This is a genomic window from Geobacter sp. AOG2, from assembly GCF_019972295.1.
Classification (GTDB): Bacteria; Desulfobacterota; Desulfuromonadia; order Geobacterales; family Pseudopelobacteraceae; genus Oryzomonas.
Map to the genome: position 1 here is coordinate 2,409,181 of NZ_BLJA01000001.1, position 26,313 is coordinate 2,435,493.

At 54.2% G+C, this 26,313-nt stretch carries 29 protein-coding genes and 5 tRNA genes; all 34 read right to left on the reverse strand.

From position 1 onward, the window contains the following. Positions 1–14: 14 nt before the first annotated feature. Positions 15–554, reverse strand: a complete 540-nt coding sequence (rplE, locus tag LDN12_RS10945) for a 50S ribosomal protein L5 (protein ID WP_223922711.1) — start codon at positions 552–554, stop codon at positions 15–17. A 21-nt stretch (positions 555–575) separates the two neighbouring features. Continuing rightward, positions 576–902 (reverse strand): 50S ribosomal protein L24, encoded by a 327-nt coding sequence (gene rplX, locus LDN12_RS10950; RefSeq protein WP_223922712.1) that lies wholly within the window; start codon positions 900–902, stop codon positions 576–578. Between the two features lie 19 nt (positions 903–921). After that, positions 922–1,290, reverse strand: a complete 369-nt coding sequence (gene rplN, locus LDN12_RS10955; RefSeq protein WP_223922713.1) for a 50S ribosomal protein L14 — start codon at positions 1,288–1,290, stop codon at positions 922–924. A 17-nt stretch (positions 1,291–1,307) separates the two neighbouring features. Further along, positions 1,308–1,565 (reverse strand): 30S ribosomal protein S17, encoded by a 258-nt coding sequence (gene rpsQ / locus LDN12_RS10960; protein ID WP_223922714.1) that lies wholly within the window; start codon positions 1,563–1,565, stop codon positions 1,308–1,310. 10 nt (positions 1,566–1,575) lie between these two features. Continuing rightward, positions 1,576–1,764: a 50S ribosomal protein L29 gene (rpmC, locus tag LDN12_RS10965; protein WP_223922715.1), complete on the reverse strand. Its 189-nt coding sequence runs from the start codon at positions 1,762–1,764 to the stop codon at positions 1,576–1,578. Further along, positions 1,754–2,176, reverse strand: coding sequence for a 50S ribosomal protein L16 (gene rplP, locus LDN12_RS10970; RefSeq protein ID WP_223922716.1), 423 nt, complete (start codon positions 2,174–2,176; stop codon positions 1,754–1,756). The genes rpmC and rplP overlap by 11 nt, the downstream gene beginning before the upstream one ends. Positions 2,177–2,209: 33 nt before the next feature. Further along, a complete protein-coding gene (gene rpsC, locus LDN12_RS10975; protein ID WP_223922717.1) occupies positions 2,210–2,842 on the reverse strand; it encodes a 30S ribosomal protein S3 in 633 nt (210 codons plus the stop codon). A gap of 20 nt (positions 2,843–2,862) precedes the next feature. Then, complete coding sequence (gene rplV / locus LDN12_RS10980; protein ID WP_223922718.1) at positions 2,863–3,198, reverse strand: 50S ribosomal protein L22; 336 nt, start codon at positions 3,196–3,198, stop codon at positions 2,863–2,865. A 15-nt stretch (positions 3,199–3,213) separates the two neighbouring features. Further along, the gene (gene rpsS, locus LDN12_RS10985) at positions 3,214–3,492 is read right to left on the reverse strand and encodes a 30S ribosomal protein S19 (RefSeq protein ID WP_149209896.1); all 279 of its coding nucleotides are present in this window, start codon (positions 3,490–3,492) and stop codon (positions 3,214–3,216) included. 22 nt (positions 3,493–3,514) lie between these two features. Continuing rightward, positions 3,515–4,339, reverse strand: a complete 825-nt coding sequence (gene rplB, locus LDN12_RS10990; RefSeq protein WP_223922719.1) for a 50S ribosomal protein L2 — start codon at positions 4,337–4,339, stop codon at positions 3,515–3,517. 22 nt (positions 4,340–4,361) lie between these two features. Then, a complete protein-coding gene (locus LDN12_RS10995; RefSeq protein WP_223922720.1) occupies positions 4,362–4,646 on the reverse strand; it encodes a 50S ribosomal protein L23 in 285 nt (94 codons plus the stop codon). Continuing rightward, a complete protein-coding gene (gene rplD, locus LDN12_RS11000; RefSeq protein WP_223922721.1) occupies positions 4,643–5,266 on the reverse strand; it encodes a 50S ribosomal protein L4 in 624 nt (207 codons plus the stop codon). Before rplD ends, LDN12_RS10995 begins: the two co-directional genes overlap by 4 nt. Before the next feature lie 22 nt (positions 5,267–5,288). Next, positions 5,289–5,918, reverse strand: coding sequence for a 50S ribosomal protein L3 (rplC, locus tag LDN12_RS11005; RefSeq protein ID WP_223922722.1), 630 nt, complete (start codon positions 5,916–5,918; stop codon positions 5,289–5,291). A gap of 28 nt (positions 5,919–5,946) precedes the next feature. Further along, positions 5,947–6,255 carry a 30S ribosomal protein S10 gene (gene rpsJ, locus LDN12_RS11010; RefSeq protein WP_012469411.1) on the reverse strand — a complete coding sequence of 103 codons (309 nt, stop codon included), beginning with the start codon at positions 6,253–6,255 and terminating at the stop codon, positions 5,947–5,949. Between the two features lie 19 nt (positions 6,256–6,274). Beyond that, positions 6,275–7,465: an elongation factor Tu gene (gene tuf / locus LDN12_RS11015; protein ID WP_223922723.1), complete on the reverse strand. Its 1,191-nt coding sequence runs from the start codon at positions 7,463–7,465 to the stop codon at positions 6,275–6,277. Between the two features lie 36 nt (positions 7,466–7,501). Further along, a complete protein-coding gene (fusA, locus tag LDN12_RS11020) occupies positions 7,502–9,580 on the reverse strand; it encodes an elongation factor G (protein ID WP_223922724.1) in 2,079 nt (692 codons plus the stop codon). A 33-nt stretch (positions 9,581–9,613) separates the two neighbouring features. Next, entirely contained in the window at positions 9,614–10,084 is a 471-nt protein-coding gene (gene rpsG, locus LDN12_RS11025; protein WP_223922725.1) for a 30S ribosomal protein S7, read from the reverse strand. Positions 10,085–10,115: 31 nt separating this feature from the next. Then, positions 10,116–10,487, reverse strand: a complete 372-nt coding sequence (rpsL, locus tag LDN12_RS11030) for a 30S ribosomal protein S12 (protein WP_149209888.1) — start codon at positions 10,485–10,487, stop codon at positions 10,116–10,118. Between the two features lie 451 nt (positions 10,488–10,938). Then, positions 10,939–15,156 (reverse strand): DNA-directed RNA polymerase subunit beta', encoded by a 4,218-nt coding sequence (gene rpoC / locus LDN12_RS11035; RefSeq protein WP_223922726.1) that lies wholly within the window; start codon positions 15,154–15,156, stop codon positions 10,939–10,941. Positions 15,157–15,226: 70 nt separating this feature from the next. Continuing rightward, positions 15,227–19,726, reverse strand: a complete 4,500-nt coding sequence (gene rpoB / locus LDN12_RS11040) for a DNA-directed RNA polymerase subunit beta (protein WP_223922727.1) — start codon at positions 19,724–19,726, stop codon at positions 15,227–15,229. Positions 19,727–19,881: 155 nt separating this feature from the next. Next, a complete protein-coding gene (gene rplL, locus LDN12_RS11045; RefSeq protein ID WP_223922728.1) occupies positions 19,882–20,262 on the reverse strand; it encodes a 50S ribosomal protein L7/L12 in 381 nt (126 codons plus the stop codon). A 50-nt stretch (positions 20,263–20,312) separates the two neighbouring features. Then, positions 20,313–20,837: a 50S ribosomal protein L10 gene (rplJ, locus tag LDN12_RS11050; RefSeq protein ID WP_223922729.1), complete on the reverse strand. Its 525-nt coding sequence runs from the start codon at positions 20,835–20,837 to the stop codon at positions 20,313–20,315. A gap of 174 nt (positions 20,838–21,011) precedes the next feature. Beyond that, positions 21,012–21,713 (reverse strand): 50S ribosomal protein L1, encoded by a 702-nt coding sequence (gene rplA, locus LDN12_RS11055; RefSeq protein WP_223922730.1) that lies wholly within the window; start codon positions 21,711–21,713, stop codon positions 21,012–21,014. 42 nt (positions 21,714–21,755) lie between these two features. Further along, positions 21,756–22,178, reverse strand: coding sequence for a 50S ribosomal protein L11 (gene rplK / locus LDN12_RS11060; RefSeq protein ID WP_149209882.1), 423 nt, complete (start codon positions 22,176–22,178; stop codon positions 21,756–21,758). Positions 22,179–22,242: 64 nt separating this feature from the next. Then, positions 22,243–22,770 (reverse strand): transcription termination/antitermination protein NusG, encoded by a 528-nt coding sequence (gene nusG / locus LDN12_RS11065; protein ID WP_223922731.1) that lies wholly within the window; start codon positions 22,768–22,770, stop codon positions 22,243–22,245. A gap of 11 nt (positions 22,771–22,781) precedes the next feature. Beyond that, the gene (gene secE / locus LDN12_RS11070; protein ID WP_223922732.1) at positions 22,782–22,964 is read right to left on the reverse strand and encodes a preprotein translocase subunit SecE; all 183 of its coding nucleotides are present in this window, start codon (positions 22,962–22,964) and stop codon (positions 22,782–22,784) included. Between the two features lie 86 nt (positions 22,965–23,050). After that, positions 23,051–23,127, reverse strand: a tRNA-Trp gene (locus LDN12_RS11075). A gap of 20 nt (positions 23,128–23,147) precedes the next feature. Next, entirely contained in the window at positions 23,148–23,297 is a 150-nt protein-coding gene (gene rpmG, locus LDN12_RS11080) for a 50S ribosomal protein L33 (protein ID WP_223922733.1), read from the reverse strand. Between the two features lie 63 nt (positions 23,298–23,360). Further along, positions 23,361–24,551, reverse strand: coding sequence for an elongation factor Tu (gene tuf / locus LDN12_RS11085; protein WP_223922723.1), 1,191 nt, complete (start codon positions 24,549–24,551; stop codon positions 23,361–23,363). A 76-nt stretch (positions 24,552–24,627) separates the two neighbouring features. Continuing rightward, positions 24,628–24,703, reverse strand: a tRNA-Thr gene (locus LDN12_RS11090). Between the two features lie 6 nt (positions 24,704–24,709). Further along, positions 24,710–24,786, reverse strand: a tRNA-Gly gene (locus tag LDN12_RS11095). A gap of 105 nt (positions 24,787–24,891) precedes the next feature. Further along, positions 24,892–24,977: transfer RNA gene (locus tag LDN12_RS11100), tRNA-Tyr, on the reverse strand. A 39-nt stretch (positions 24,978–25,016) separates the two neighbouring features. Next, a tRNA-Thr gene (locus tag LDN12_RS11105) sits at positions 25,017–25,092 on the reverse strand. Between the two features lie 141 nt (positions 25,093–25,233). Next, positions 25,234–26,082, reverse strand: coding sequence for an RNA polymerase sigma factor RpoH (rpoH, locus tag LDN12_RS11110; RefSeq protein ID WP_223922734.1), 849 nt, complete (start codon positions 26,080–26,082; stop codon positions 25,234–25,236). Positions 26,083–26,313 lie beyond the last annotated feature (231 nt).

Below are 26,313 nucleotides of genomic sequence, written 5' to 3' on the forward strand. Positions count from 1 at the left end.
TCCTCCAGTTTATCTTAGTTCCTGAACGGCATGCCCAGGTACTTGAGAAGCGCTTTGCCTTCCTCGTCGGTTTTGGCGCTTGTTACGATCGTTATATTCAGTCCCTTGATCTTGTCAATGGCATCATAGCTGATTTCAGGGAAGATAAGTTGTTCCTTGATACCAAGCGTATAGTTGCCCTTGCCGTCAAACGCCTTGCCGGAAACACCCTTGAAGTCGCGGACTCGAGGGAGAGCCACGTTCATCAGACGGTCCAGGAACTCGAACATGCGATCCCGGCGCAGGGTCACCATACAGCCGATCGGCATACCCTGGCGCAATTTGAAGGTTGCGATGGACTTCTTTGCCTTGGTGATAACCGATTTCTGACCGGTAATGGCGTTCAATTCGGCGGTTGCGGAATCGAGGATCTTGACGTTCTGGATAGCCTCGCCAAGACCCATATTGACGACGACCTTCTCGATGCGCGGAACTTCCATTATGTTCTTATAGTCGAAATCCTTGCGCAGCTTGGCAACGATCTCGTTCTGGTATACATCCTTCAAACGTGCCATGGTAATGGTATCTCCTTCGAACTATTTCTCAAGCGAAGCGCCGCATTTAACGCAGCTCCGCTGTTTGTCGCCATTTTCCAGGACGGTAGTCTTGGTCCTGACCGGCTTGGCACACTTGGGGCAATAGGGCATAACGTTGGAGATATGGATCACAGCTTCCTTCTCCTTGATGGCACCCGGCTCATTGCCACGTGCCTTCACATGGCGCTTGACAAGGTTGAGTCCCTCAACGATGACACCATTCTTCTTGGGGACCAGCTTCAGGACCTTGCCGGTCTTGCTCTTTTCCTTGCCGGCAATAACCATTACCGTATCGCCCTTGCTGACATGAGATTTCATGGCTTGCATCTACGTTCTCCGATTCAGATTAAAGTACTTCAGGTGCGAGGGAAATGATCTTCATGAACTTCTTGGCACGCAACTCTCTGGCCACCGGGCCAAAAATACGCGTTCCCACCGGCTCTTTTTGGTTATTGACCACGACGCCGGAGTTATCATCGAAACGAATGTACGAACCGTCGGGCCGGCCAAGCGCTTTAGCGGTTCTAACGATAACCGCCTTGACGACATCACCTTTTTTGACCTTCGAGTTAGGCAGAGCCTCGCGGACAGAGGCGACAATAATATCACCTACCCCGGCGTATTTACGTTTCGAACCGCCAAGCACCTTGATACAAAAAAGTTTCTTGGCACCTGAATTATCGGCTACATCCAGTATTGACTGCATCTGTATCATTACTCGGTACCCCTGTCCTAAGAGATGCTTTCGATGATCTGCTTCAGGCTCCAGCGCTTATCCTTGCTCAGCGGGCGGCATTCGATAATCTGAACGCGGTCACCGACCTTGCAGACGTTTTGTTCGTCGTGGACTTTGTATTTCACGCTACGCTTGATATATTTGTTATAAAGTTGGTGCTTTACAAGACGGTCAACCTTGACGACAACCGTTTTGTCCATCTTGTCGCTCACCACGACACCTAACTGTGATTTTCTGTGGCCACGTTCACTCATCTGTTGCTCCCTATGCCTTGCTCTCAGTGAGAATGGTGCTGATCCTGGCAATATCTTTACGGATAACCTTCAGCTTGGCGGTATTTTCGAGCCTGCCGGTATGTAACTGGAACGTCAGGTTAAACAGTTCCTGGGTCAGCTCGCCTTGTTTCTTGGTCAGCTCGTCGGCCGACAGCTTGCGCAGCTCGTTAGGCTTCATGGTCGCCTCCCCTGAGGATGAACTTGGTGGAAACGGGCAGTTTATGTGCGGCCAGTCGAAGCGCTTCGCGGGCGATCTCCTCGGAGACACCTTCCATCTCATACAGAACGGTTCCCGGCTTGACAACGCATACCCAAGAATCGGGGGACCCCTTGCCCTTGCCCATCCTGGTCTCAGCCGGTTTCGCGGTCAACGGTTTGTCCGGAAACACGCGGATCCAGATCTTGCCACCCCTCTTGACATAACGGGTCATGGCAATACGGGCGGCCTCAATCTGGCGGGAATCCAGCCAACCGCATTCGGTGGCCTGCAGACCGAACTCACCGAAGGAGAGCTCAATGCCGCGACACGGCTTGCCGGTCATACGGCCCTTCATTTGTTTTCTATGTTTTACCCTTTTAGGCATTAACATTGATGCATACTCCTGTAGCGCAAAATAAGGATGTTACTGACCGGGGAGAATTTCACCCTTAAAGATCAGAACTTTGATTCCGATGATGCCGTAGGTGGTCTTGGCTTCCGCAAAACCGTAATCGATGTCCGCACGCAGGGTATGCAGAGGAACGCGCCCCTCGCGATACCACTCGGTCCGGGACATTTCCGCGCCGCCGAGACGGCCGGAACAGGTAATTCTGATACCCTTAGCGCCAAATTTGAGTGCCGAGGTGACGCTCTTTTTCATGGCGCGGCGGAAGGCAATCCTGCGTTCAAGCTGGAGAGCTACGTTCTCTGCAACCAGCTGGGCATCCAGTTCGGGCTTGCGAACCTCGTGGATGTTGATGAACACTTCCTTGGAAGTCAGCTTGGCCAGATCCTTCTTTATAGTCTCTACCTCGGAACCCTTCTTGCCGATGATCAGGCCCGGACGAGCGGTATGAATATTGATCTTGGTTTTGTTAGCCGCACGCTCGATCTCAATCTTGGAAACACCTGAATTATAGAGCCGCTTCTTCAGAAATTTCCGAATTGCCAGGTCTTCATGCAGAAGCTTGGCATAATCTGCCTCCGCATACCACTTGGAGTCCCATGTTTTTACGACACCAAGCCTGAAGCCTATCGGATTAACTTTTTGTCCCAAACTACACCTCCAGGTAAAAACTATTTCGTATCGGAAAGAGTAACCGCTATATGACTGGTCGGTTTACGGATCTTGCTGGCGCGTCCCATGGCTCGTGGCACAAAGCGTTTCAACACTGCACCGCCATCCACGTATATGGTCTTCACAAACAGCTTATCAACATCGGAGACACCCTTCTGCTCTGCATTGGCCACCGCAGACGTCAAAAGCTTGGAGATAAGCTTTGCCGAAGGTTGCGGAAGAAAACGCAGGGTATTGAGTGCGTCCTGTATTGCCTTGCCCCTGACAAGATCCACCACAAGGCGGGTCTTACGAGGTGAAAGTCGTGCAAATGTCAATTTTGCGCTGGATTCCATTTCAAACTCCCCTGATTACTTCTTGACTTTACTCTTCTTGTCGGCGGCATGGCCGTGAAAGGTTCTCGTAGGTGCAAACTCACCCAATTTGTGGCCGACCATGTTCTCAGTCACAAAGACTGGAATGAACTTGCGTCCGTTGTGGACGGCAAGACTGAGGCCGATAAAATCAGGTGTGATGGTTGAGCGACGCGACCACGTCTTGATGATCTTTTTCGAGTTGGGCCCTTCAGTTTGCACCTTTTTGATCAGATGCCCATCGACGAAAGGTCCTTTTTTTATTGAACGTGCCATGATGTATCAGCCTCTCAACGTATTATTTGGTACGCTTCTTCACAATGAAGCGATCAGAAGACTTGTTGGTCCTGGTCTTGTAGCCCTTGGTGGGGATACCCCACGGGGTTACCGGATGACGGCCACCGGATGTACGCCCTTCGCCACCGCCATGGGGATGGTCAACCGGGTTCATGGCGACACCGCGAACCTTGGGACGTTTGCCGAGCCAACGCGAACGACCGGCTTTGCCCACATTTACGTTCTCGTGGTCGATATTGCCAACCTGCCCGATGGTGGCATAACAATCTTGAAGGATCATGCGCACTTCGCCCGACGGCAGCTTGATCTGGGAATACTTGCCTTCCTTGGACATGAGCTGGGCAAACGTGCCGGCGCTCCTGGCCAACTGTGCTCCTTTACCGATCTTCAGCTCGATGTTGTGAATAATCGTACCGAGCGGGATCGAGCGGAGCGGCAATGCATTACCGGGCTTGATGTCGGCCTCGGGACCGCTGATGACCGTATCTCCTACCTTAAGATGAAGCGGCGCCAGGATATAGCGTTTTTCACCATCAACGTAGTTCAACAGTGCGATGCGGGCGCTACGGTTGGGGTCGTATTCGATGCTGGCAACCGTTGCGGGTATGTTGCGTTTATCACGACGGAAGTCGATGATGCGATATTTTTGCTTGTGACCACCACCGATGTGGCGTGCGGTAACACGACCCAACGCATTCCTGCCACCCGACTTGGTAAGAGAAACAAGAAGGGACTTCTCGGCTGTCGTTGTCGTAATCTCTTCAAAAGTCGAACAGGTCTGGTGTCTGCGTCCTGCCGATGTTGGTTTATAACTCTTGATTCCCATTGTGAACCCCGAATACTAGTAATTAAACCTCAAAGAAATCTATGGATTGCCCCTCCTGGAGGGTCACATAGGCCTTTTTCCAGTTAGAACGCTTACCGAAATTCTTGCCGACACGCTTAACCTTGCCGGCTACGTTGACGGTGCGGACATCGTCTACCTTGACCTTGAAGAGCGATTCAACGGCCTGCTTGATCTCGATCTTGTTGGCATCCCTGTCAACGACGATGGCAACCGTATTGGAGGTATCGCTGCCGAGAGAGGTCTTCTCCGTGACATGGGGCTTTTTGATAATGGAGTAAATGTTCATTTCTGCAACGCTCCTTCAACGGTCTGAACCGCCTCCTGCGTGAAAATGATGTTCTTGTACTTCAACATGTCGTGAACATTCAGACCACCGACCTTGAGCACCTTGACATGCGGAACGTTTCGCGCAGAGAGATAGAGATTATTGCTGGGGTTATCCGTGATGATCAGCGACTTCTCGAGCTCAAAACGCTTCATGAAGCCTGCAAAATCCTTCGTGGATATCTTGTCGAAATCGAGCTTGTCCAGCACTGTTATGCTTTCATTCTTGTACTGAAAGGACAGAAGTGAACAGAGCGCAGCGGCACGGGCTTTCTTGTTCATGCTCAGATTATAGGTTTTGGGCTGCGGACCGAAAGCAACACCACCACCAGGATACTGAGGAGCCCGGCTGCATCCCTGACGGGCATTGCCGGTGCCTTTCTGCTTGAAAGGCTTCTTGCCGCCGCCGGATACGGCTGCGCGGTTCTTTACGGCGACGGTCCCTGCTCTCCGGTTGGCAAGCTGGATACGAAGCGCCTGGTGAATGAGATACTCTTTCACCTCGGTGCCGAACACAGCATCCGGCAACTGGACTTCGCCAACCTGCTGCTTATTCATATTAAAGACTGCTATCGAAGGCATACACGTTACTCCCGATTAATTACTAAGCTTTGACACTCTGTTTGATAAGGACGATATTATTCTTATGTCCCGGAATCGCCCCTTTGATCAACAGCAGGTTCTCAGCCGAATCCACACGCACGATCTGAAGTCTCTGCACGGTGACGCGCTCATTACCCAACTGCCCCGGCATCTTCTTGTTCTTGAAGACATGGGATGGAGTTGCCGAAGCGCCGATGGAACCGGGAGCACGGTGGAAGCGTGAACCGTGGGACGAACGTCCACCCTTGAAGTTCCAACGTTTGATGACCCCCTGGAACCCTTTACCGAGACTGGTCCCGGTAACATCAACATAGTCGCCTGCCTGGAACTGATCCAGGGTCAGGGTATCGCCAATATTCAGTTCGGCACTGTTTGCCAACTTGAACTCGCGCAGGTACCTGAAAACCCCCTGCCCCGCCTTCGTGCAATGCCCCAAAAGCGGTTTGTTAGCGCTGGCGGCATTGACCGGCTCGAAACCAACCTGCACAGCGGCGTAACCGTCGTTGTCGGCAGTTTTTTTCTGGATAACGACGCAGGGGCCGGCCTGAACAACCGAAACCGGAACCTTGGTGCCGTCTTCCAGGAATATCTGGGTCATACCCAGTTTTTTTGCGATGATACCTTTATTCATGGCCATTCCTATTCAGTCGTAGTATCCGTTACAGTTTGATCTCAACATCCACGCCGGCAGACAGATCCAGTTTCATAAGGGCATCAACGGTCTGCTGAGTAGGATCGAGAATATCGATCAGACGTTTGTGGGTTCTAATCTCAAACTGATCCCGGGACTTTTTATCAACGTGAGGTCCACGGAGGACGCAGTACTTATTGATGACCGTCGGCAGTGGAATCGGTCCGGCCACGCGTGCGCCGGTTCTCTTTGCCGTCTCTACGATTTCTCCTACCGAAACGTCCAGCAGCTTGTGGTCATACGCCTTAAGGCGGATTCTGATCTTCTGGCTCTGCATTGATATCCTCGTAACTTATTTATTCAATAATCGAGCTGACGACGCCGGCGCCAACGGTACGGCCACCTTCACGGATAGCGAAACGAAGACCTTCGTCCATGGCGATCGGGGTGATCAGTTTCACGGTCATGGCTACGTTGTCACCGGGCATGACCATCTCAATGCCTGCAGGAAGTTCGGCAACGCCGGTCACGTCCGTGGTACGGAAGTAGAATTGCGGACGGTATCCGTTGAAGAACGGGGTATGACGACCACCCTCTTCCTTGGTGAGGACGTAAGCCTCGGCCTTGAATTTGGTGTGCGGGGTGATGCTGCCCGGCTTGGCCAACACCTGGCCGCGTTCGATGTCTTCACGCTTGACACCGCGAAGCAGGGCGCCGATGTTGTCGCCGGCACGACCTTCGTCCAGCAGCTTGCGGAACATTTCAACGCCGGTTACCGTGGTCTTGGCAGTCGCCTTGATACCGACGATCTCGACTTCTTCACCTACCTTGACGATCCCGCGCTCCACACGACCGGTGGCAACGGTACCGCGACCGGAGATGGAGAAGACGTCTTCGACAGGCATCAAAAACGGTTTGTCGATGGCGCGCTCCGGGTTGGGGATGTAGCTGTCGACCGCGTCCATCAAAGCAAAGATGGCCGGCTCGGCCAGTTCACCCTTCTCGCCGTTTAACGCCTGGAGGGCCGAACCTTTGATGATGGGAATGTCGTCACCGGGGAAGTCGTAGCTGGACAGAAGTTCGCGAATCTCAAGCTCGACCAATTCCAGAAGCTCGGCGTCGTCAACCATGTCGGCCTTGTTGAGAAAAACAACAATGTAGGGTACGCCTACCTGACGGGCAAGCAGGATGTGCTCGCGAGTCTGCGGCATGGGACCGTCGGCGGCGGACACGACCAGAATCGCACCGTCCATCTGCGCGGCTCCCGTGATCATGTTCTTGACGTAGTCGGCATGGCCCGGGCAGTCAACGTGCGCATAGTGACGCTTGTCCGTTTCGTATTCAACGTGCGCAGTCGCAATCGTGATACCGCGCTCACGCTCTTCAGGGGCATTGTCGATCTGGTCGAATGCCTTGAATTCGGCCTGGCCCTTGCCTGCCAATACCTTCGTGATAGCAGCGGTCAACGTGGTTTTGCCGTGGTCAACGTGACCTATCGTGCCAATGTTTACATGCGGTTTGTTACGCTCGAATTTAGCCTTCGCCATGATAACAGGCCCTCCTCAAAAGTGTTGTTAGCTTGATTAACCTTTTACTTTTGCAACTATATCGTCTGCAACCGACTTAGGAACCGGTTCGTAATGATCAAATGTCATGGTGTAGGTAGCACGGCCCTGAGTGGCGGAACGAAGGTCCGTGGAGTAGCCAAACATGGATGCCAGCGGCACCATGGCGGTCACCACCTGGGCGCCGGCACGTGAATCCATCCCCATGATGCGTCCGCGCTTCGAGTTCAGGTCGCCGATGACATCGCCCATGTACTCTTCGGGAACAACCACTTCGACCGACATGATCGGTTCGAGAATAATGGGGCCGGCTTTTGCACAGCCTTCCTTGAAGCCCATGGAACCGGCGATCTTAAAGGCCATTTCGGAAGAGTCAACCTCGTGGTAAGAACCGTCGATCAGGGTGATCTTCACATCCACAACCGGGAAGCCGGCCAGAACGCCGTTATCGGTGGCCTCCAGAACGCCCTTGCCGACAGCGGGAATGTATTCGCGGGGCACGACGCCGCCCTTGATGGCATCGACAAACTCAAAGCCTTTGCCTGCTTCCTGCGGTTCGATCTCAAGCCAGACATGACCGTACTGTCCGCGACCACCGGACTGGCGGACGAATTTGCCTTCCACCTTGACCTTCTTGGTGATGGTTTCGCGGTAGGCAACCTGAGGCTTACCAACGTTGGCCTCGACCTTGAATTCACGCATCAGGCGGTCAACGATGATCTCCAGATGCAACTCACCCATACCGGAGATGATGGTCTGACCGGTTTCCTCGTCGGTCTTGACACGGAAAGAAGGATCTTCGCTGGCCAGCTTGGCAAGGCTGATGCCCAGTTTTTCCTGGTCGGCCTTGGTCTTGGGCTCAATGGCGATAGAGATAACCGGTTCAGGAAATTCGATAGACTCAAGAATAACCTGTTTATCCTCATTACAGAGGGTGTCGCCGGTGGTCGTATATTTCAGGCCTACAGCGGCGGCGATATCGCCGGCATAGACTTCCTTGATCTCTTCGCGTTTGTTGGCATGCATTTTCAGGATGCGGCCGATACGCTCTTTCTTACCCTTAGTCGAATTATAGATGTAGGACCCGGCAGTAACCACACCGGAGTAGACGCGGAAGAAGGTCAACTGGCCAACAAACGGGTCGGTCATGATTTTGAAACCGAGAGCTGAGAACGGCTCGGAGTCCGATGCCTTGCGCTCAATCTCTTCACCGTTGTCCACATCGATACCCTTGATAGCAGGGATATCCAGAGGAGAAGGCATATAGTCTACAACGGCGTCGAGCAAATTCTGCACACCCTTGTTTTTGAAAGAAGACCCACAAATGACCGGGCAAATTTGGATGTTGATGGTGCAGGAACGAATAGCGGCCTTGATCTCCGCCTCAGTCAGCTCCTCGCCGCCAAGGTATTTCTCCATGAGAGCGTCGTCATGACTGGAAATCTCCTCAATCATCTTCTCACGGTATTCCTTAGCTTCTTCGAGCAGGTCGGACGGGATTTCTTCCTCATGAAACTTGGCACCGAGGGCTTCTTCTTCCCAAATGATGGCCTTCATGGTGACCAGATCGATGACGCCCTTAAAATTTTCTTCCTTACCGATAGGAAGCTGAATCGGGAGAGGGTTGGCCTTAAGCCTGTCTTTAATCATCTGCACACCGCGGAAAAAGTCCGCGCCGATACGGTCCATCTTATTAATGAAAGCAATACGGGGTACGTGATACTTGTCAGCCTGACGCCAGACTGTTTCGGACTGGGGCTCAACGCCACCTACCGAGCAAAATACCGCTACAGCACCATCCAAAACACGCAGAGAACGCTCAACCTCAATAGTGAAGTCCACGTGACCAGGCGTGTCGATAATGTTTATGCGACAGTCTTTCCAGTTACAAGTGGTTGCAGCAGAGGTGATCGTGATACCACGCTCCTGCTCCTGCTCCATCCAGTCCATGGTGGCAGTACCTTCGTGCACTTCGCCAATCTTGTGAGAAACACCGGTATAGTAAAGGATGCGCTCGGTCGTCGTCGTCTTGCCGGCGTCGATATGAGCCATAATCCCAATATTTCTGTATTGTTCAAGCGGTGATAAGCGGGGCACAAAATCCTCCAGAAAAGTAATACTGTCCGTTAGTTACCAGCGATAATGAGCGAAAGCACGATTGGCCTCGGCCATCTTGTGAACATCTTCACGCTTCTTGACGGCGGCGCCCCTATTATTGTAGGCGTCCATAATCTCGCCAGCCAACTTATCTTTCATGGTCTTCTCACTGCGAGCGGTCGAGTACTTGATCAACCAACGCATAGCCAGAGACATACGGCGATCGGGACGAACCTCGATTGGCACCTGATAGGTGGAGCCGCCAACACGGCGTGACTTGACTTCCAGCATCGGCTTAATGTTATCAAGGCTCTTTTTGAGCACCTTGATGGCCTCCTCATTGCTGCGCTGAGCAACCAAATCAAGCGCACCATACAGAATCGACTCGGCAACACTCTTCTTGCCAGCCAGCATCAACGTATTGATAAGCTTGGCAACAACCTTGTCGCTGTATTTTGGGTCCGGCAGAATGATTCTTTTGGGCACTTCTCTTCTTCTTGGCATATCTATCCCCTCAACAAATCAGGTCAAATATTTATTTCGGACGCTTGGCCCCATACTTGGAGCGACTCTTCTTGCGATCCTTTACGCCGACCGAGTCAAGCGTGCCACGGACGATGTGATAACGAACACCAGGAAGGTCCTTGACCCTGCCGCCACGAATCAGGACAACCGAGTGTTCCTGAAGATTGTGGCCAACACCCGGAATATAAGAGGTCACCTCAATTCCGTTAGTCAGGCGCACCCTGGCGACCTTGCGAAGAGCCGAGTTCGGCTTTTTCGGGGTAGTCGTATAAACCCTTGTGCAAACACCGCGTTTCTGAGGACAACACTTCAGCGCAGGCGCCGTCGATTTGTCCTTCTTCTTTTCCCTGCCCTCACGAATCAACTGATTAATCGTTGGCATAGTCGCATTATTCTCCCAGCACAAAATTATCCAAAACTCTTTCGCCTCCCAAGAGAAGCGAATTGCGAAATTAACAAATTTCAAAAGAGGCTGTCAAGCCTTTTCTGCCTGCTTTTTCCGAAAACAGGATTTATAAACATAACTACACAAGCTCGACAGAGTCGACAAACAAAAACATTTGGCGTGGTTTCGAGTCGCCGATCCAGCGCGCGTGACAATAAGCGAAAGGGAATGGAATAGGTGTAGGGTCGGAATAATACCGACAGCTCCATTCATGGCTATTGCGCTGAACCCGTATTAATCGGGCGATCTCAAATGGTCCGTATATTTACAACATTCGAAATCATCTGTCAATAAAAAAATTGTTTATGTTATTTTTTTAGAGATAAGGGAGGTGAGGCGAAACCTCATTCCGCCTAACCTCCCTATAAATTACAATTATTACGAAATGTTATGCAGCATCCAACTCATCTTCAACCGCATCGGCAACCGGCTCCTCCGGCTGGATAGTCTCCTGAGCCTGCGCCTCTGCCTGCAAACGCAAGTGACGATACCGAGCAAGGCCTGTCCCTGCGGGAATAAGCCGCCCCATGATGACGTTCTCCTTCAGGCCACGCAGGTAGTCCACCTTGCCTTCGATGGCGGCCTGGGTCAGAACCTTGGTGGTTTCCTGGAAGGAAGCCGCCGAGATAAACGACTCAGTGGAGAGTGACGCCTTGGTGATGCCCAGAAGCAGAGGCTCAGCAATTGCCGGACGCTTGCCCTCCGCCAGCACCTTCTCATTCTCTTCCTCAAACACCCACCGTTCCACCTGGTCGTCAACCAGCAGATTGGCGTCACCAACCTCTTTGATACGCACACGCCGCAACATTTGGCGTACGATGGTCTCAATGTGCTTATCGTTGATCTTGACGCCTTGGAGGCGATAGACCTCCTGGACCTCGTCAACCAGATACTTGGCCAACTCCTTGACACCGAGCACACGCAGGATGTCGTGAGGATTCGAGGAGCCGTCCATGAGCGCCTCGCCGGCGCGTACATGATCTCCCTCATGGACACTGATATGCTTACCTTTTGGTATCAGGTATTCCTTCGGTTCGCCCAGTTCCGGCGTAACAACAACCTTGCGCTTGCCTTTGGCATCCTTGCCGAAGGTAACCCGGCCATCGATCTCGGAAATAACTGCGAAATCCTTGGGTTTGCGCGCCTCGAACAACTCGGCGACACGCGGCAGACCACCGGTGATGTCCTTGGTCTTGGTCGTTTCACGAGGGATCTTGGCAATAATATCACCGGCGCTTACCAGTGCATCCTCCTGGACGTAGATATTGGCACCCACCGGCAGGAAATATCGGCCAATGGTTCCGCCGCCATCGCCGCTGGTGTCCTTGATGGCAATGCGTGGACGCTTGTCCGTATCCTTGGTCTCGATGATGACCTTGCGGGAGAGACCAGTCACTTCGTCCAGTTGTTCCTCAATGGTAACGCCCTCAGCAATGTCGCCGAACTTGACCTTACCGGCCACTTCGGTGAGGATCGGCATGGTGTAGGGGTCCCACTCGGCCAGAGTGGCGCCTTGCTTCACTTTGCCGTCCGGGGCGACCCGGATCTTGGCGCCGTAGACGACCGTGTATTTCTCGCGTTCGCGACCGGTTTCGTCGATAACGGCGATCTCGCCGTTGCGGTTCATGACGATATGGTGTCCCTCGTTGTTTACGACCGTATTCACGTTGATGTACTTGAGGGTACCATCGGTACGGGCCTCCAGAGAGGTCTGCTCGGCATGGCGGGAAGCGGTACCACCGATGTGGAAGGTACGCATGGTCAGCTGGGTTCCCGGCTCACCAATGGACTGGGCGGCAATGACGCCGACCGCCTCGCCCATGTTGACGATATGGCCACGGGCCAGATCGCGGCCGTAGCACTTGGCGCAGATGCCGCGCCGGCTCTGGCAGGTGAGCACTGAACGAATCTTGACCTTCTCCAGACCCGCGTCCTCGATCCGCTTTACCAGGTTTTCGTCGATCTCCTGGTTGGCGTCCACCAGCACCTCACCCGTAACCGGGTCAAGGATGTCGTCCAGGGCCACGCGGCCCAGGATGCGGTCGCCGATATGCTCGATAATCTCGCCCCCCTCCGTCAGGGAAGACACCGTCAGGCCATCCAGGGTACCGCAGTCGTCCTCGGTGATGATGGCATCCTGGGCCACGTCCACCAGGCGGCGGGTAAGGTAACCGGAGTTGGCGGTCTTGAGCGCCGTATCGGCCAAGCCTTTGCGGGCGCCGTGGGTGGATATGAAATACTGGAGAACCGTCAACCCTTCGCGGAAATTTGCGGTAATGGGGGTTTCGATGATCTCGCCGGAAGGCTTGGCCATCAAACCGCGCATACCGGCCAACTGGCGGATCTGCTGTGCCGAACCACGGGCTCCCGAATCCGCCATCATGTGTATGGCGTTGAAGGATGCCTCATGGACCTCTTCACCATCGACCAGGAAGCTCTCCTTGGACAGGTTGTCGAGCATCTCCTTGGCAATGTCCTCGGTAGCTTTTGCCCAGATGTCGATGACCTTGTTGTAACGCTCGCCGTCGGTAATGAGACCCTCGGTGTACTGGTTCTGGATCTCCTTGACCTCGTCCTCAGCCTTGGTGATGATGGCTGCCTTCCCTTCCGGGATGACCATATCGTCCAGGCAGATGGAGATGCCGGCCAGGTTGGCGTAGCGGAAACCGATCTCCTTGAGGCGGTCGGCCAGGATAACGGTCTCCTTGCTGTCGGCCAGGCGATAGCAGGTATCCACAAGGTTGGACAGTTCCTTTTTGTTGAGCACCTTGTTGATGGCACTAAACGGTACCTGGGGCGGCAGAATTTCCCGCATGATGATGCGGCCGACAGTAGTATCGATCAACTGCGGCTTTTCGTCGATTACCAGGTTTTTCATCCGCACACGGACCTTGGCCTGCATGTCAACCTCACCGGCATCGAAAGCGATACGCACCTCATCGGTGGACGAGAAGATCTTGCCGGTACCCTTGACCTTGCGGTACATCAGCTTGCCGGTGGCGGGGTCGATCTTGGCGCGGCCGGTCTTGTCGTCGGGATCCGGCTCGTACAGGCGATCACGGGTCATGTAGTAGGCACCGAGCACCATGTCCTGAGACGGGACGATAATCGGCTTGCCGTGGGCCGGCGACAGGATGTTGTTGGTGGACATCATCAGGACGCGAGCCTCTACCTGGCTCTCGATGGAGAGGGGGAGATGCACGGCCATTTGGTCACCGTCGAAGTCGGCGTTGAAAGCGGTACAGACCAGCGGATGCAACTGAATGGCCTTGCCTTCGATCAGTACCGGCTCAAAGGCCTGAATGCCGAGACGATGCAGAGTCGGAGCACGGTTGAGCATCACTGGATGTTCCTTGATGACCTCCTCCAGCACGTCCCACACTTCGGGGCGTTCCTTCTCCACCATCTTCTTGGCGCTTTTGATGGTGGTTACGTAGCCACGCTCTTCAAGCTTGTTGTAGATAAACGGCTTGAACAGTTCCAGGGCCATCTTCTTCGGCAGGCCGCACTGGTGCAACCGCAGTTCCGGGCCGACAACGATGACCGAACGGCCGGAATAGTCAACACGCTTACCAAGAAGGTTCTGGCGGAAGCGGCCCGACTTGCCCTTGAGCATGTCGGACAGGGATTTCAAGGGACGCTTATTGGGCCCGGCTATGGCGCGACCGCGACGGCCGTTGTCGAACAACGCGTCAACAGCTTCCTGAAGCATCCTCTTCTCGTTGCGGATGATCACCTCCGGCGCCTGGAGTTCGCAGAGGCGCTTGAGACGGTTATTACGGTTGATGACCCTGCGGTACAGGTCGTTCAGGTCGGAGGTGGCGAAGCGGCCGCCATCCAGCGGCACCAGGGGGCGCAATTCCGGCGGCAGGACCGGGATGCATTCCAGGATCATCCATTCCGGCTTGTTGCCCGAGGACTTGAATGCTTCCACAACCTTAAGGCGTTTGGCGGTCTTTTTGCGTTTCGCCTCACTGGTGGACTCCATCATCTCGGAACGAAGAGATACCGCAAGTTCATCCAGGTCGAGGGAACGGAGGCAGTTGCGGATGGCCTCGGCCCCCATGCCGCCCTCGAAGGCATCACTGCCGTATTCCTGCTGGGCCTTGAGGAATTTTTCCTCAGACATTACCTCGCAGAACTGCATAGGCGTGTTCTTGGGGTCGCTGATGACGAACGCCTCGAAGTAGAGAACCTTTTCCAGGTCCTTGAGGGTTATGTCCAACAGATTGCCGATACGCGACGGCAATGACTTGAGGAACCAGATATGGGCAACCGGCGTGGCAAGGTCGATGTGTCCCAGCCGTTCCCGGCGCACCTTGGAGGGAATAACCTCAACCCCGCACTTTTCGCAGATGATGCCGCGGTGTTTCATGCGTTTGTACTTGCCGCAGTTGCACTCGTAGTCCTTGGTGGGACCGAAAATCTTGGCGCAGAACAGACCGTCACGCTCCGGTTTGAAGGTACGGTAATTGATCGTTTCCGGTTTCTTTACCTCGCCGTGGGAACGCTCCCTAATCTTCTCCGGCGACGAAACCGATATGCGTATGGCTGAAAAGTGGAGTGGATCTTTTGGTTTATCGAAAAAACTGAAATAATCTTCCACGTTGCTCTCCTCCGTTATTCTGAAGCTTCGAGGGCGATGCCGGACCGGCTGTCCACGAAGGTATCTGTAATTATTCCTCGTCCCCTTCCAACAGTTCCACATCAAGGCAGAGGGATTGGAGTTCCTTGATGAGGACATTGAAGGATTCCGGCAGGCCCGGTTCAAGCGTATGCTTGCCCTTGACTATGGCCTCGTACATCCGCGTGCGGCCGGAAACGTCGTCCGATTTGACCGTGAGGAATTCCTGGAGCGCATAGGAGGCGCCGTAGGCCTCCATGGCCCAGACCTCCATCTCGCCCAGCCTCTGGCCGCCGAACTGGGCCTTGCCACCCAGCGGCTGCTGGGTAACCAGGCTGTAGGGTCCGATGGAACGAGCGTGGATCTTGTCGTCAACAAGGTGATGCAGCTTGAGGACATACATCACGCCGACCGTGACCTTGTGCTTGAACGGGTCACCGGTGCGGCCGTCGAAGAGGGTTACCTGGCCGGACGAATGGAAGCCGGCTTTTTCCAGCATACCCTTGATCTTATCCTCCGAAGCACCCTCGAAGACCGGCGACGCCATGGGCACGCCGCGCTGGAGGCGACGGCAAACCTTCAGTAACTCCTCCTGGTCAAGCGTATCGATGAACTTGGCAAGCTCCTTGTCGTCATACACATCTTTGAGGTATTTTCTAAGGTTATCTTCCGAGAGATGTTTTTGCAGCATCTCCTCGATCTTCCAGCCGATACCCTTGGCCGCCCATCCCAGGTGGGTTTCAAGAATCTGGCCGACGTTCATACGTGAAGGAACACCCAGCGGGTTGAGCACGATCTCCACCGGACGGCCGTCATCCATGTAGGGCATGTCCTCTTCAGGCATGATCCGGGAGACGACACCCTTGTTACCGTGACGGCCAGCCATTTTGTCGCCGACCTGCAGCTTGCGCTTGATGGCGATGTAGACCTTGACCATCTTGATCACGCCCGGAGGCAGATCATCGCCACGCTTGAGTTTCTGTATCTTATCGTCAAAGACGTTGTGGATCAGGTCGATCTGCCGGTTCAAGGTGTCGAGTATCTGGACGACCTTGTCATCAGTCTCGCCTCCGTCGCTGACGGAGATGCTCGCCCATCGTTCCATGGACAGGCCGTCGAGGGTATCCTCGGCAATTTTCTTGCCCTTGGCCAGGATCAGGGCCCCCTCCCCGTCTTCCAGCTTGACCGCCAAGGTCTTGCCCACCAGCAGGCGCTTGAGCTTGCCGACCGCCGAGTCGCGGATGATACGGATCTCGTCCTGCTCATCCTTGCGGAGCTTGTTCTCTTCCGCCTTTTCGATCAGTTCGGTGCGGGCATCCTTGTCGTTACCCTTGCGAGAGAAGATCTTGGCGCCGATGACTGTCCCTTCCACACCCGGAGGTACGGTCAGTGAGGTGTCGCGGACATCGCCGGCCTTTTCACCAAAGATGGCGCGCAACAGCTTTTCCTCGGGGGAGAGCTGGGTTTCGCCCTTGGGAGTGATCTTGCCCACCAGGATGTCCCCCGGCTTGACTTCGGCACCGATGCGGATGATGCCGGATTCGTCCAGGTCTTTGAGGGTTTCCTCCCCCAGGTTGGGGATATCGGCGGTGATCTCTTCCTTGCCCAGCTTGGTGTCCCGGGCAACGCACTCGAACTCCTCGATATGAATCGAAGTGTAACGATCCTCTTTCACCATCTTCTCGGAAACCAGGATGGAGTCCTCGAAGTTATAGCCGCCCCAAGGCATGAAAGCGACAACCACGTTCTGGCCCAGGGCCAGCTCGCCCATTTCCGTCGAGGGGCCGTCGGCAATGACGTCACCCCGCTTGACCTTGTCCCCAACCTTCACCACCGGCCGGTTGTTGATGCAGGTGTTCTGGTTGGAACGGGCAAACTTGATCATATTGTAGATATCGACGCCGGTGCCGGTCTCATCGTGTTCGTCCTCGTCGATCTTGATGACGATGCGGGAGGCATCAACCGATTCCACCTCGCCGTTGTGACGGGCAATCACGGAAACACCCGAGTCCTTGGCCACAATCCGCTCCATGCCGGTGCCAACCAGCGGGGAGTCGGCCCGCAAGAGGGGCACGGCCTGGCGCTGCATGTTGGAACCCATCAGAGCGCGGTTGGCGTCGTCATTCTCCAAAAACGGGATCAGGGCTGCGGCAACCGACACCAACTGTTTGGGGGCCACATCCATCAGCGCGATCTCGTCGCGATGTACCAGGATAAATTCGCCGCTCTTCCGGGCCGAGACATAATCGTTAACAAAACGGCCGTTCTTATCCACCTCGGCGTTGGCCTGGGCGATGGCGTGTCCCTCTTCCTCCAGTGCGGAGAAGAACCGTACCTCGCTGGTCAGCTTACCGTCCTGAACAATACGATACGGGGTCTCCACGAAACCGTGTTCATTGATACGGGCGTAGGTGGAGAGTGATGCGATCAGGCCGATGTTCGGACCTTCAGGCGTTTCGATCGGGCAAACGCGACCGTAGTGGGTCGGGTGGACGTCGCGGACTTCAAAACCGGCGCGCTCACGGGTCAGACCGCCCGGTCCGAGGGCCGAAAGGCGACGCTTGTGGGTAACCTCGGACAAGGGGTTCGTCTGGTCCATGAACTGGGAAAGCTGTGACGAACCGAAGAACTCCTTGACCACGGCCGAGACCGGCTTGGAATTAATCAGATCGTGGGGCATGAGGTTCTCGACCTCCTGCAGGCTCATGCGCTCCTTGATGGCTCGCTCCATGCGCACCAAGCCGATACGATACTGGTTCTCAAGCAGTTCACCTACGGCGCGTACACGACGGTTGCCCAGATGGTCGATATCGTCGATGGTGCCGCGCCCGTTCTTCAGATCGATCAGGTAGCGGACGATCTCCAGAATGTCGTTCTTGGAAGAAGCTGCGACGATGTCGGCGTACAGGTCTTCGAAAAGCATCCGGTTACGGCGCAGGATCTCGATGGCGCGCCGATTCTCGTCATAGACTCCCTGGTCGATCAATTCGGACAGCTTGACAGTCGCGGCGCTGAGGGCGAGGGGTGCAAACACATCCTTCTGGAAAAAGTCGTGGTCCTTAATGAGATTGTTGAACTCCTGGACCAGTTGCTCCACCAGTTTCTCCGGTACCGGCTGGGCGAGATCGCTCTTTTTGAGCACCTTGACCAGTTCAGCAGGGAGCTTCATCATCAGGTACTGGGAGAACGGGTCTTCGGCTTTGACGAGGCGGGCCACCAATTCCTGCCCGGAGGCCATATCCTCGACGGCAAGCATGCTCGGAGCGTTGAGGACCGTACAATCCGGCCACACCTTCAGACCGAGCTTGTAGTTCAGCTTGAGGCGACCAACCGCGGACAGATCGTACCGCTCCGGATTGAAGAACAGGTTATCGAACAGTGCCAGGGAACTCTTCAGCGTCGGGGGATCGCCTGGGCGCAGGCGACGGTAGATCTCAATCAAAGCCTCGTCAGTGCTGCTGATCTTGTCGATCAACAGAGTATCGCGAAACGATGAGGTGATATGCAGGTTATCAATAAAGAGTACCTGAAAACTCTGCACACCACGCGCTTTGATATCGTCAAATTTGGCTGCGGTAACTTCTTCGTTGCATTCCACGAGAATCTCGCCAGTCGCAGGATCGATGATATCCGCCGAGGCATAGCGGCCGATGACGCCCTCGGCGCCAACCGGCACGGTTTTGATGTCGTGGTCGAGCATTTTCTTGATGGAAGCCTTGGTATACTTGCGGTTGGCCTTGACGATGACTTCGCCGTTCTTGGGATCAACCACATCCACTGTGGACTTCTGCAACGTGAGCAGTTCCGGGTCGATGCCCTTGGTGAGGGACTCGCCGTTGAGGAAGATTTCCTCGCTCTTGTAATAATAGTTGAGCAGTTGCTCAACCGAATAACCGAGTGCTTTGAGCAGCACCGTAGCCGGCATCTTGCGCCGACGGTCTATGCGCACATAGAGGACGTCTTTATGGTCAAACTCGAAGTCAAGCCATGATCCGCGGTACGGGATCACCCTGGCCGAGTAGAGAACTTTGCCGCTGGAGTGGGTCTTGCCCTTGTCGTGGTCGTAAAAAACGCCGGGAGAGCGGTGCAACTGGCTGACAATGACACGCTCCGTGCCATTGATGATGAACGTCCCGTTATCGGTCATCAGCGGGATCTCGCCGAAGTAGACCTCCTGCTCCTTAATATCCTTGATCGCCCTGACACCGGTTTCCTTGCCGGATTCCCAGATGACCAGGCGCACCTTGACCTTCATGGGTGCGGCAAAGGTCATCCCTCGTTGATGACATTCCTCCACATCATATTTCGGTTTGTTAAGGGTATAGGAAACGTACTCCAGCGACGCACTCTCGCTAAAGTCCTTGATGGGGAACACGCTTCTGAAAACGGCCTCCAGGCCGATGTTATTCCGGGATTCGGGTGAAACCTCCTGTTGCAGGAAACGGTGGTAGGAGTTCTTTTGTATATCAATCAGATTGGGAATATCAATGATGTTCTTAATCTTGGCAAAGTTTTTACGCAACAAGTGGTTATTGGCGATCGAATAAGCCATAGCTTCTCCTTTGGCGAGTATCATCAAGACATCCGGCAAACCATGCAACCAGCCGGATTTACAGACTACCAGAACGGGAGGGGATTTGCTGAAACAGCACAAGCCAAGGCCGCTCAAGGCGACCTTGGCTTACATTTCTATGAAAGTACGGCCTACTATTTGATCTCTACTTCGGCGCCGGCTTCAACCAGCTGTTTTTTGGCGTCTTCGGCTTCCTGCTTGGAAACGCCGGTTTTGACGGTGCCCGGAGCGCCATCGACCAGGTCTTTGGCTTCTTTCAGGCCGAGGCTGGTCAGTGCGCGAACAACCTTGATGACATTAATTTTGTTGGCGCCGGCAGCCTTGAGGACGACGTCGAATTCAGTCTTCTCTTCAGCAGGCTCAGCAGCGGCGGCGGGACCGGCAGCAGCGGCAACGGCAACCGGAGCGGCGGCGGACACGCCGAATTTGTCTTCAAGTTCCTTAACGAGCTCGGAAAGCTCAAGAACGGTCATATTTTCGATAAAGCTGATAACTTCTTCCTTGGTGATAGCCATGTAAATAGTCCTCCGATAGGTTTAATGTAGCTTATTGGTTAATTTGGTAGCTAGTTTCCGGCTTTCTGTGCGCGAATGGCGTCCAGGGCGCGAACCAGCGAACTCGGCAGTGCCGCGAGCACACCGACAAAGTTGGTGGCGGGCGCCTGCATGGAGCCCAGCATCTTGGCGATGAGAACCTCGCGCGGGGGCAGGTCTGCCAGCGCCTGGATCTGCTTCACATCCAGCAGTTTGCCGGAAAGAACGCCGGCCTTCAGGACAAACTTGCCTTGGGGATCCTTGGCGAATTTGCTGAGCACCTTGGCTGCACTGACCGGGTCATCATACGTGATGGCGACAGCGGTCGGCCCTGCCAGATAGGGACTAAGCGGTTCGGCTTCCGTACCCTTGGCGGCCAGATCGAGTAAAGTATTCTTGAATACTTTGTACTCTACGGATGCGCCACGCAGTTCGTTACGAAGGCTGGTGGCCTGGCCCACACTCATACCGCGAAAATCGGCCAAAAAGACCGCCTTCGCACGCGTGAGCCGCTCATGCATCTCAGTTACCAGTTCCTGCTTGCTATTCTTGTTCAAGCGACTTCCTCCTTTCTTTTGGTATTGGGGCTTAGCCCCGGCCAAAGTCAGGAAGCGCAAGGAAAAAACCTTACGTTACCCAAGTCTCGGCAGGTCCGGCCACATCACCGGATTAAGCGTTACTGGCGCCTGCTGTCTTTGACTTTGGCTGCATAAACGTTACAACGGGACAGCTTATATTTGCGCAGTCACTTCGCTGATATCGAGGTTGATCCCGGCTCCCATGGTCGAGGAGACGGATATCTTCTTGATATAGGTGCCCTTGGCGGCCGAAGGCTTGGCCTTGACCAGCGCCTCCACGAGCGCCAGCACGTTGCCCTTGAGCTTCTCGGCGTCAAAGGAAACCTTGCCGACCGGGGCATGGACGATGCCAGCCTTCTCGACACGGAATTCGACCTTACCGGCCTTGCATTCCTTAACCGCCCGACTGATCTCGAAGGTGACGGTACCGACCTTGGGGTTCGGCATGAGGCCACGAGGTCCGAGCAGCTTGCCGATCTTTCCGACAACACCCATCATATCGGGCGTTGCGATGGCGGTATCGAAATCAAACCACCCGTCCTGAATCTTCGCCACCAGGTCATCGGACCCGACATAGTCGGCCCCCGCATCCAGGGCTTCTTTTTCTTTCTCCCCTTTGGCGAACACCAGAACGCGCACGTTCTTTCCCAGACCATTTGGCAGGACAACCGCCCCGCGGACCATCTGATCGGCATGACGCGGGTCAACACCCAGCTTCACGGCGACATCAACGGTTTCGTCAAATTTGGCATAGGCGGTCTGCTTGACAACATCAAGGGCGGCCCCAAGGGGATACACCTTGGTCCTGTCAATTTGAGACATGGCCGCAGTATGCTTTTTCGCGCTCTTCGACATGATACAACCTCTCTCTGGTTCTTTTTAAATATAAGCCCGTGACTAGACGATATCGACGCCCATGGAGCGGGCGGTTCCCTCAACGGTTCTCATGGCGGCTTCGACGGAAGCTGCGTTGAGGTCCGGCATCTTCTTCTTGGCAATCTCTTCTACCTGGGCCTTGGTGAGCTTGCCGACCTTGGTTTTGTTGGGGACAGCAGAGCCGCTCGCAATACCCAAGGCTTTCTTGATCAGGACCGGGACCGGAGGCGTCTTGGTGATGAACGTGAAAGAACGGTCGGCATAAACTGTGATGACAACCGGGGTAATGGTGCCTTCATCCGCCTGGGTCTTGGCATTGAACGCCTTGCAGAATTCCATGATGTTGACGCCGTGCTGGCCAAGCGCCGGCCCGATGGGAGGTGAGGGATTAGCCTTGCCAGCGGGTACTTGCAGCTTGATATAGCCTGTAATCTTCTTTGCCATTATGGTGCTCCTTTGTGTGACAAATGCCGTTTATCTGATTCTATTGACTGATGCTCTCAGCGGGCTAATTCTTTTCTACCTGCATAAACTCAAGCTCAACCGGCGTCGCCCGGCCAAAGATAGTAACCGTGACGCGCAACTTTCCCTTGTCCGGCTTGACGTCTTCAACAATCCCGGAAAAGTTGAGAAAGGGACCGTCAATAACCCGTACGGTCTCACCGACCTCGAACTGAACCTTCGGCCGCGGCTTTTCAGCCCCCTCTTCCATCCGGCGGGAAATCTTATTCACTTCTTCATCGCTAATAGGAAACGGCGTATTGCCGCCTACAAAACCGGTAACCTTGGCTGTTTCCTTGACAATATGCCACGTCTCGTCGGTCAGCTCCATCTTGACGAGGATATAACCCGGAAAGAATTTGCGGGAAGAGGTCTTCTTTTCACCTTTTTTCAATTCAACAACAGTTTCGGAAGGAATCAGGATCTCCTCGAAGAAATCCTCCACACCTTCGTTCTTTATGCGCTCTAACAGATTCAAGCGGACTTTGTTTTCAAATCCAGAATAGGTGTGAACCCCGTACCACTTTTTGGACATAATAAATCCTTTTATCCCAGTATAAGCCGCATCAGCTTGGCCAGGACGATATCGCAAGCCCCCAGGTAGATCGAGATAAGGAGGATGATGACAACCACGACACCGGTCGTCGCCATTGTTTCCTTGCGGCTTGGCCAAGTGACCTTGTCAAGCTCGATCTTAACTGATTCAAGAAAAGTTTTTACGTTTCGCACGTGAACTCCTGTAGTGACCGACAAACCGTTTTGGTTTCGCGCCAAATCGTGGCGACATCCCTCTTGCTGAACGCTGATGGGAAAAATGGCAGGCCAGGAGGGATTCGAACCCCCAACATCCGGTTTTGGAGACCGGCGCTCTAGCCGTTAGAGCTACTGGCCTGCACGCCCGAAAAACAACGATTATTTGGATTCCTTGTGAGGAGTATGCTTACGGCAAAAGCGGCAATACTTACTGAACTCAAGCTTTTCGGGCTTGGTCTTCTTGTTCTTGGTGGTTGTGTAATTTTTCTGCTTACACTCGGTGCATGACAGGGTAATAATGTCTCTCATTTGACTATTCCTTTAACAATGACGCCGCTGCGGACGGAGAAGTCCACAGCGGCGTACGGAAAATTATTCAATAATCGAGCTGACGACGCCGGCGCCAACGGTACGGCCACCTTCACGGATAGCGAAACGAAGACCTTCGTCCATGGCGATCGGGGTGATCAGTTTCACGGTCATGGCTACGTTGTCACCGGGCATGACCATCTCAATGCCTGCAGGAAGTTCGGCAACGCCGGTCACGTCCGTGGTACGGAAGTAGAATTGCGGACGGTATCCGTTGAAGAACGGGGTATGACGACCACCCTCTTCCTTGGTGAGGACGTAAGCCTCGGCCTTGAATTTGGTGTGCGGGGTGATGCTGCCCGGCTTGGCCAACACCTGGCCGCGTTCGATGTCTTCACGCTTGACACCGCGAAGCAGGGCGCCGATGTTGTCGCCGGCACGACCTTCGTCCAGCAGCTTGCGGAACATTTCAACGCCGGTTACCGTGGTCTTGGCAGTCGCCTTGATACCGACGATCTCGACTTCTTCACCTACCTTGACGATCCCGCGCTCCACACGACCGGTGGCAACGGTACCGCGACCGGAGATGGAGAAGACGTCTTCGACAGGCATCAAAAACGGTTTGTCGATGGCGCGCTCCGGGTTGGGGATGTAGCTGTCGACCGCGTCCATCAAAGCAAAGATGGCCGGCTCGGCCAGTTCACCCTTCTCGCCGTTTAACGCCTGGAGGGCCGAACCTTTGATGATGGGAATGTCGTCACCGGGGAAGTCGTAGCTGGACAGAAGTTCGCGAATCTCAAGCTCGACCAACTCCAGAAGCTCGGCGTCGTCAACCATGTCAGCCTTGTTGAGAAAAACAACAATGTAGGGTACGCCTACCTGACGGGCAAGCAGGATGTGCTCGCGAGTCTGCGGCATGGGACCGTCGGCGGCGGACACGACCAGAATCGCACCGTCCATCTGCGCGGCTCCCGTGATCATGTTCTTGACGTAGTCGGCATGGCCCGGGCAGTCAACGTGCGCATAGTGACGCTTGTCCGTTTCGTATTCAACGTGCGCAGTCGCAATCGTGATACCGCGCTCACGCTCTTCAGGGGCATTGTCGATCTGGTCGAATGCCTTGAATTCGGCCTGGCCCTTGCCTGCCAATACCTTCGTGATAGCAGCAGTCAACGTGGTCTTGCCGTGGTCAACGTGACCTATCGTGCCAATGTTTACATGCGGTTTGTTACGCTCGAATTTAGCCTTCGCCATGATAACAGGCCCTCCTCAATATTGCCTTTTGTTTTGTCTACCTGCACACAATTAGTTAGGTGTTGCCGAAAAGAAATGGAGCCCACATCCGGACTCGAACCGGAGACCTCTTCCTTACCAAGGAAGTGCTCTACCTCCTGAGCTATGTGGGCGATAACTGGAGCGGGAAACGGGACTCGAACCCGCGACCCTCAGCTTGGAAGGCTGATGCTCTAGCCAACTGAGCTACTCCCGCGCTACCAGATGAAGATATTTGGAAACCATCCAACTCGATCCTGACCAGTTCAAACGACCTTCGTCTCCTGGATTCACATCCTGCTGCCGGCTTCCGATGATTGTATGGTGGAGGGAGGAGGATTCGAACCTCCGAAGTCGTACGACGACAGATTTACAGTCTGTTCCCTTTGGCCGCTCGGGAATCCCTCCAGGGAGAACGGTGCTAATTCTTAAATTAAATGAATTCGCTGGAGCTGGCGATGGGACTCGAACCCGCAACCTGCTGATTACAAGTCAGCTGCTCTACCAATTGAGCTACGCCAGCACTTGTTTCTTTTATCGCGAAAACAGAATTTGTTTATTTATAGAAACATGCCGGCAAAGTCAAGAGCTTTTTTAATTTACAAAAAAATTATTCACAGGCCATCCCGATATCAGGATGAGGTCCCAGCCCGGCCAGCCTCCATCAGGCAGCGCAAAGTACAGGAGCAAGGGCGGTTTTCATCTTTTTCAACGCAGCCTCCTCTATCTGGCGCACCCGTTCCCGGGAGATGGAGAAATGGGTGGCAATCTCCTGAAGGGTCATGGGGTCGTCGGCACTGATCCGTTTCTCCACAATGTAGCGTTCTTTCTCGTTCAGCCCGGCAACCGCATGCGCCACTTGCTGACGAAGCTGCTGCCCCTCCTGGAACTCGGACAAGGCCTCTTCCTGATTTTTCCGATCATCCGCCAGATTCTCCAGCAGTGTAAAGCCGTCACCCCCGGAAATTTCGGCATCTAATGAAGCCTCGCCATGGAGGCGCTGCTCCATTTCCACAACTTCCTGATCGGTCACATTCAGCGATAGCGCCGTGGCATGGACATCGTCCTCACCATCGCCCAATCTGCGGATAGCGTCCCTCGCCTCCCTGAGCTTGAAGAACAGCTTGCGTTGCGCCTGGGTAGTACCTATTTTAAGAAGACTCCAAGCGGAGACGATATGATTCTGAATATAGGCCCGTATCCACCAAACCGCATAGGAAATCAAGCGAATACCCTTATAGGGGTTATACTTGCGCACTGCCATCATCAGGCCGATATTCCCTTCCTGAATCAGATCGAGCATTTTTAGTCCGTAATGGCGGTATTCCGCTGCCACCTTGACTACGAAACGCAGGTTCGCCGTGATCAGCGAGTGTGCCGCTTCCAGGTCCTTTTCCTCGAAGAACTTTACCGCAAAGCGGTGCTCTTCTTCCTCCGAGAGAAGGGGAAACCTCCTGATCTCGGAAAGATACAAGGTCAAACTGTCGGCTACAACCGGAAGACGTGTAACCATATCCGCTCTCCTACCCAATAATTTCTGAAGCGGCCTACCGAGTGCTGGCACTCTCGACCCCAGACTGCTAAATAGTAACATCCGTGTGATAAAATTGCAAGACCTTCGCCTACAACACATCATTACATAGGTACCGCCCGCGAGGAACCACCCGGCCGGATCGTTTTCAGGAATTCCCCAACCCTGTTCATCCTACCCATCCTTACATATTGACCTCACTAATATATTGGA

Bases quoted from the DNA above. Each gene is read 5' to 3' on its own strand.
- rpmG (WP_223922733.1), bottom strand. From the start codon at position 23,297: ATGAGAGACATTATTACCCTGTCATGCACCGAGTGTAAGCAGAAAAAT.
- tuf (WP_223922723.1), bottom strand. From the start codon at position 7,465: ATGGCGAAGGCTAAATTCGAGCGTAACAAACCGCATGTAAACATTGGC.
- rplL (WP_223922728.1), bottom strand. From the start codon at position 20,262: ATGGCTATCACCAAGGAAGAAGTTATCAGCTTTATCGAAAATATGACC.
- rpsL (WP_149209888.1), bottom strand. From the start codon at position 10,487: ATGCCAACGATTAATCAGTTGATTCGTGAGGGCAGGGAAAAGAAGAAG.
- rplB (WP_223922719.1), bottom strand. From the start codon at position 4,339: ATGGGAATCAAGAGTTATAAACCAACATCGGCAGGACGCAGACACCAG.
- nusG (WP_223922731.1), bottom strand. From the start codon at position 22,770: ATGTCCAAAAAGTGGTACGGGGTTCACACCTATTCTGGATTTGAAAAC.
- rplK (WP_149209882.1), bottom strand. From the start codon at position 22,178: ATGGCAAAGAAGATTACAGGCTATATCAAGCTGCAAGTACCCGCTGGC.
- rpsG (WP_223922725.1), bottom strand. From the start codon at position 10,084: ATGCCAAGAAGAAGAGAAGTGCCCAAAAGAATCATTCTGCCGGACCCA.
- rpoB (WP_223922727.1), bottom strand. From the start codon at position 19,726: ATGGCTTATTCGATCGCCAATAACCACTTGTTGCGTAAAAACTTTGCC.
- rpsJ (WP_012469411.1), bottom strand. From the start codon at position 6,255: ATGCAGAGCCAGAAGATCAGAATCCGCCTTAAGGCGTATGACCACAAG.
- rpsQ (WP_223922714.1), bottom strand. From the start codon at position 1,565: ATGAGTGAACGTGGCCACAGAAAATCACAGTTAGGTGTCGTGGTGAGC.
- rplP (WP_223922716.1), bottom strand. From the start codon at position 2,176: ATGTTAATGCCTAAAAGGGTAAAACATAGAAAACAAATGAAGGGCCGT.
- tuf (WP_223922723.1), bottom strand. From the start codon at position 24,551: ATGGCGAAGGCTAAATTCGAGCGTAACAAACCGCATGTAAACATTGGC.
- rplN (WP_223922713.1), bottom strand. From the start codon at position 1,290: ATGATACAGATGCAGTCAATACTGGATGTAGCCGATAATTCAGGTGCC.
- rpmC (WP_223922715.1), bottom strand. From the start codon at position 1,764: ATGAAGCCTAACGAGCTGCGCAAGCTGTCGGCCGACGAGCTGACCAAG.
- rplV (WP_223922718.1), bottom strand. From the start codon at position 3,198: ATGGAATCCAGCGCAAAATTGACATTTGCACGACTTTCACCTCGTAAG.
- rplC (WP_223922722.1), bottom strand. From the start codon at position 5,918: ATGAATAAAGGTATCATCGCAAAAAAACTGGGTATGACCCAGATATTC.
- LDN12_RS10995 (WP_223922720.1), bottom strand. From the start codon at position 4,646: ATGAACATTTACTCCATTATCAAAAAGCCCCATGTCACGGAGAAGACC.
- rplE (WP_223922711.1), bottom strand. From the start codon at position 554: ATGGCACGTTTGAAGGATGTATACCAGAACGAGATCGTTGCCAAGCTG.
- rpsS (WP_149209896.1), bottom strand. From the start codon at position 3,492: ATGGCACGTTCAATAAAAAAAGGACCTTTCGTCGATGGGCATCTGATC.
- rpoH (WP_223922734.1), bottom strand. From the start codon at position 26,082: ATGGTTACACGTCTTCCGGTTGTAGCCGACAGTTTGACCTTGTATCTT.
- rplD (WP_223922721.1), bottom strand. From the start codon at position 5,266: ATGCCTTCGATAGCAGTCTTTAATATGAATAAGCAGCAGGTTGGCGAA.
- rplX (WP_223922712.1), bottom strand. From the start codon at position 902: ATGCAAGCCATGAAATCTCATGTCAGCAAGGGCGATACGGTAATGGTT.
- rplA (WP_223922730.1), bottom strand. From the start codon at position 21,713: ATGTCGAAGAGCGCGAAAAAGCATACTGCGGCCATGTCTCAAATTGAC.